We start from the raw sequence: 5,106 nt of genomic DNA on the forward strand, positions 1-5,106 counted from the left end.
AGCACCACCAGGTAAAGGGCACGGGTCACCGGGTTGTTATACGAACTCATATCCAGCCAGCCTGTGCTCATGCCATAATCGGTGCTGGCCAGGAAATAAAGGTATTTCCCCTCGGCATCCCATACAGGCGTAATGGCATCTGCCATGCCATCGGTCACCTGAATGCGCTGGGCTGTTTCAATATTGTAAAGGAAAATGGTCTTAAACTGGTTGTCGAGCAAACGTGCATAGGCCAGCCATTTGCTGTCGGGCGACCAGACGGGGTTGAGGCTGCGGTTGGGATGGGCATAGCGGTCGGTGTCTACCTTGCGCGCCTGACCTGTGTTCACATCCACATACCAGAGGTTGTAATGGGTGTCGGTATAGGCAATGTATTTGCCGTCGGGCGACCAGGCTGGGCGGAAGTAGAAAGTGGGTTCAGGCAATGCAATGACCCTGGGTTCACCCATACCTTCCTGATCTCCGATCATCAATTGATACTCGCCACTGGCATCGGAGAACCAGGCGATTTGCTGGCCGTCGGGCGACCAGATGGGAAAACGGTCGGCAGCCCCGGGGCTGCTGGTGATGTTGCGCCAGTCTCCCTTCTCTTTGGGCACAGTAAAGACCTCTCCGCGGTATTCAAAAAGCGCGCGCTGTCCAGTCGGAGAAAGGGTGGCGTTCTGGAGGGCACCGGCATTAACATCCTGCCAGCGTGGCCTTGCCCAGTGAAAATCTCCCCTTACGTTGATCTCAGGCGTCCGGATTTCTCCATTAGCTGGATTAAACACATGAAGCTTTGCTCCTTGTTCATACACGATCAGTCCGCCGCCACTGCCCAGGTTTTTCACGTCAAAATCCGAATGATAGGTCTCCTGCCTCAGGGCTTGTGAAGCCGGGTCGAACGACCAGATGTTGGCCGCATAGTCACGTTCCGAAATAAAATACACCTTTTGCCCCAGCCATATGGGTTTCATATGCCGTTCATTGTTAGCCTGGGGCGTGGCAACGAGCGAAAAGTCATCGAGGCTTACAATCCAGATGGGGTTGGCCTGTCCAGCACGGTAATTACGCCACTCAGCATCCACAAAGCCCACCTCCTGGTAAGCAATGTGCTTGCCATCGGGCGAGATCTGACCACTTACCGCCCTGGGGATGGGCAGGGCCTCGGGCATGCCCCCGTTTTTGTGAATCTTGTAAAACTTTGATTCCCTTGTGGGGACACCTTCCCTGCCGGAGGTGAACACCACCGATTCCCCGTCAGGGGTCCAGCCTGCCACCAGGTCTGCACCGGGGTGCCAGGTCAGGCGCTGGGGTTGTCCGCCTTCGGCCGGCACCAGGTAAACGTCCGTGTTGCCGTCATACTGAGCCGTAAAGGCAATGCTGCGCCCGTCGGGCGAAAATTGAGGCAGCGACTCGGCGCCTTCATTGCTGGTGAGGCGGCGCGCATCGCCACCGTCGCGGTCAACGATCCAGAGATCGTTTGCATAAACAAAAACAATACTTTCCTGGCTTATGGTCGGCTCACGCAATAACAGCGTGCCAGAGGCCACAGCCTGGAAAAAAATTCCAGCCATCAGGGCTGCAAATAAAATCACTTGTTTCATGGAATAGGATTTAAAGATTAATTTGGCTAATGTAAAAAAATATTTGGGAATGAATAATGGATTTTGTTAGATTTGACGCCTCAGTTAAGCTTTTGCAGATTTTTTCCTGTCAGATTGCTTGAATTGCTAAACCCATTTTAGTTCATTTTTCTGATAAAAATTAACATACCACAAACCTATATTTCTTTTTGAGCCATGAAGCATAGATTCTCCCTGCTGCTGATTTCTTTCCTGTTTTTTTCTTCTCTCCAGGCCCAGCCTGTCGAAGGTTATGGCAACAACGATCAGGAAACGCTTCAGAAAGCCCTTCACGGGGTTTCGGAAGCCAACATTACCGACTGGATGCATACCCTGATCTCACCCGGGATGCGGGGACGGCTTGCAGGCGACATTGGTTATGACCTGGCCGCACAATGGACTGCCCAGCATTTCCAGGCATGGGGACTAAAACCTCTCGAGCCCCTGGGCGGTTATTTCCAGGAATTTCCCCAGCCCTACACCATTATGAAGGACAAAGGCAGCCTGCAACTCATCACGGGCAGCGGAGAACAAAAGGAAACCAGGGCCTTTGAATTTTCCACAGATTACTGGCCGAGCAACCTGTCGGGCAGCGGAGAAGTGGAAGCCGAAGTGGTGTATGTGGGCTATGGCATCAGCGCCCCCGAACTGGGCTTCGATGAATATGAAGGCATCGACGTCAGGGGTAAGATCGTCATCACCGAATTCCGGATCCCATACACTGGCACCTCTGCCGATTCCCTGGCCCTTTGGGACCCCTATGCCCAAACCGATTACAAGATCAGGAATGCCATGAAACACGGCGCCAAGGGCATGCTGATGACCTATATGGCAGCTAATCCAAGGCCTACCGTGGAGCCGGACTTCCTTTACCTGAGCATTGCCGACCAGGTGGTAGAGGCGTTTTTTGAAGGTACCGGAAAAGACCTCAAAACGCTTCGCGAAAGCATTAAAAACGAACTGAAGCCCCAATCCTTCTCTACCGGGAAACAAGGCTTTATGGCCGTGAACGCTGATTACCACCCCGAAGGGACTACCCGCAATGTAGTAGCAGTGATCGAAGGCAGCGACCCCGTGCTGAAGAACGAATATATGATCATTGGCGCCCACCTCGACCACCTGGGGATGATGCCGGTGCTCTTTCCCGGCGCGCTCGACAATGCCTCGGGTTCAGTCATTGCCATGGGGGTTGCCAAATCGCTGGCAGAAGCAGGCATAGAGTTGAAACGCTCCCTGATCATCCTGCTCTTTAGTGCTGAGGAGGTAGGCCTGGTGGGCTCTTCCTGGTTTGTAGAGCACTGGCCCTACGACAGGGAACAGATCAAATTTATGGTGAACCTCGATATGGTGGGCCGCGGGAATGCCTTCTTTTCTGCCACTTCCGAGCCCTGGAAAGAACTCCTGCCTTGGTTCGAGCGCAACAACGACCGCTGGGTGCACCGCCCCATGATGACCCGCACCGGGCCCTGGAGCCATTCCTTCAGGCCACGAACCGACGGGGCCGTCTTCTCAAACCAGAAGATTCCGGCCATCCACTTCGGAGCCCGCGGCGCCACCACACGGACCCTCTACCACGTGCCCGAAGATGATATGCGACAGATCGAAGTGGAGATCATGCGCGACGTGATCAAGCTCCTTACAATGACAATGATAGAAATGGGGAATGCGGAAAGTTTATAGACTGGGAAAATGTTGTATTTTTCTAAATCCGAAAAAATACAAAATTTTTTTGTAGCCTCCTTCTTTCTCTAACCAAGACCTAATTAGACTGTACTTCCTGCTGGAAAAGGTTCAAGGCATCTTTCCTGGAATTGATTTCCAGTTTTGAGTATATACTGTTTACGTGCGATTTTACGGTACTTAAACTGATCTTCAAGGATTCTGATATATCCTTATTGCTCTTGCCTTCAACAATCATTGCGAAAACCTTACGCTCCTGCATGGTTAGATCTTTCATGTTGTTCTGGCTATTAGACCTGCTTTTTTTGAAAAGCAGACTGGCCAAAAAACCTGCTATAAACATAGCCGCACCAATAAAAAAACGTTTGAGGGAAAACCAACTGCCTTTCTGAATTGGCAATTGTTTTCTGAACTCCTCAAAATAAACAGATTCTTCCTTTTTCCATTTCGAAAGGAAATCCTTATAAAATAATTGATTCACTGGATAGTTGTTTTCAAAGCGGCTCTTATAGAGGGCATAAAGGCTTACTAAGGGGTTTGAACAGGTATCGGCATAAAACCGCAGGTTCTCAAAAATTGCTTTTTGGATCAATTCGCTTTTCACCAGGGTGACTTCCAAACCCAAACTATCAAGATAAGACGTAATCTCATTAATCTCCTGCAGTTGCCGGTTAGGATGATATCCCTCAAAAACAATTCCTTTGGTCAAAATGGAACCAAAGGAATTTTTGATTATAACATTTGCATTCCGATTGGCAATCAGGAAGAAATGATTCTCATCCTTTCCCCCAATGATTAAAGAAGCCGGTGGGTCCTCTCGCTTTGAAAAATGGATCCGGAACAAATGATCCTCCACCGAAAGGTATTGAGTATCGAAACGAAAGTTCCCAAAATGATCTATTGGTGCCTGATCGATGATCATTGAAGGGGACATCGTATACAGCTCGTTAAAGCCCGGAATCAAGGACAAATAGGCCACAGGGTTCCAAACCGTTGTATCAAGCTGAAATTTCCCGCTAATAACTGGAGCTGATTTAACACTGGGTTGAAAAGAAAAAAACACAACCAAAAGAATAATGACAGTCCTGTGGGTCATCTATCGGGTAATTGTTTTACTAGTTTTCAGTTAAAGAAAAAGTTAAGGAAATAAACAATTACAATATTTCATTGCTCAATCTGCCTTACCTGTATGTTGATCTGGGCTTTTGCGTTCAAGGGCGAGATTTTCACCAGCCATTTTCCTTTTCTGGGGTTTTCAAAGACCTTATTAATCTTTCCCTGAACCCTTTCCCTGGTTCCGGGGTTGCTGACCCCTTCCAACTGGGTGCCGATAGAAAAATTTCCCTGTTTCTCACCCGAAGGATCGAAGATCTCAATGGTCAATTTCCCTTCATGCAGGTTTGCACCAATGTTTAAGCTCAGAGCATCATAAGTTTCTGAAACATCAATAGTAATTTGCTGTTCTTTTGATTCATTTTCTAGGATCAGAGCTCTTTCCGTATTAAAAACAGTTCGTTCCTGCGCATTAACCGTAGGTACCAAAATCAGATACGCAAGGATAATGTTAAGCAATTTTTTCATTGGACTTGGTTTTTTTATGTTAAAGAATAATTTTAACAAAACTATGCTAAAACATCTTTTAATACAACTCCGAAAAGGTTGAAATAGTGCTGAAAAAAGGTTTAAAAAGTTTGGGTAAACCTTGAATAATGAGGAATTCAGGAAAATTTATTAAGGAAAACCTACCACCTAAACGCTCAGCGGAAGATAAAAGAATGCCAAGTAGTAAACATTCAATTTTTTCCAAAGGTCATTTTCTATG

Annotated in this window: 4 protein-coding genes; 1 reads left to right on the forward strand and 3 read right to left on the reverse strand. The window is 48.0% G+C overall.

Features of this window, described 5'->3' with window-relative positions; translation table 11 throughout:
- Nucleotides 1-1,586, reverse strand: a 1,586-nt coding sequence (locus V2I46_04290; protein ID MEE4176708.1) for a DPP IV N-terminal domain-containing protein, incomplete at its 3' end; no start/stop codon positions are given.
- Nucleotides 1,587-1,781: 195 nt separating this feature from the next.
- On the opposite strand from V2I46_04290, the gene V2I46_04295 reads away from it, so the two are divergent.
- A complete protein-coding gene (locus V2I46_04295; protein ID MEE4176709.1) occupies nt 1,782-3,284 on the forward strand; it encodes a M28 family peptidase in 1,503 nt (500 codons plus the stop codon).
- 79 nt (nt 3,285-3,363) lie between these two features.
- Here the strand turns inward: V2I46_04295 and V2I46_04300 are convergent, their stop codons facing one another.
- Both V2I46_04300 and V2I46_04305 read right to left on the reverse strand, forming a co-directional pair.
- Nucleotides 3,364-4,380 carry a helix-turn-helix transcriptional regulator gene (locus V2I46_04300; protein MEE4176710.1) on the reverse strand — a complete coding sequence of 339 codons (1,017 nt, stop codon included), beginning with the start codon at nt 4,378-4,380 and terminating at the stop codon, nt 3,364-3,366.
- Between the two features lie 68 nt (nt 4,381-4,448).
- Nucleotides 4,449-4,865, reverse strand: coding sequence for a hypothetical protein (locus V2I46_04305; GenBank protein MEE4176711.1), 417 nt, complete (start codon nt 4,863-4,865; stop codon nt 4,449-4,451).
- Between the last annotated feature and the right edge of the window lie 241 nt (nt 4,866-5,106).

Origin of the sequence: Bacteroides sp., assembly GCA_036351255.1 — a bacterium.
Lineage (GTDB): Bacteria > Bacteroidota > Bacteroidia > Bacteroidales > UBA7960 > UBA7960.

Bases quoted from the DNA above. Each gene is read 5' to 3' on its own strand.
- V2I46_04305 (MEE4176711.1), bottom strand. From the start codon at position 4,865: ATGAAAAAATTGCTTAACATTATCCTTGCGTATCTGATTTTGGTACCT.
- V2I46_04295 (MEE4176709.1), top strand. From the start codon at position 1,782: ATGAAGCATAGATTCTCCCTGCTGCTGATTTCTTTCCTGTTTTTTTCT.
- V2I46_04300 (MEE4176710.1), bottom strand. From the start codon at position 4,380: ATGACCCACAGGACTGTCATTATTCTTTTGGTTGTGTTTTTTTCTTTT.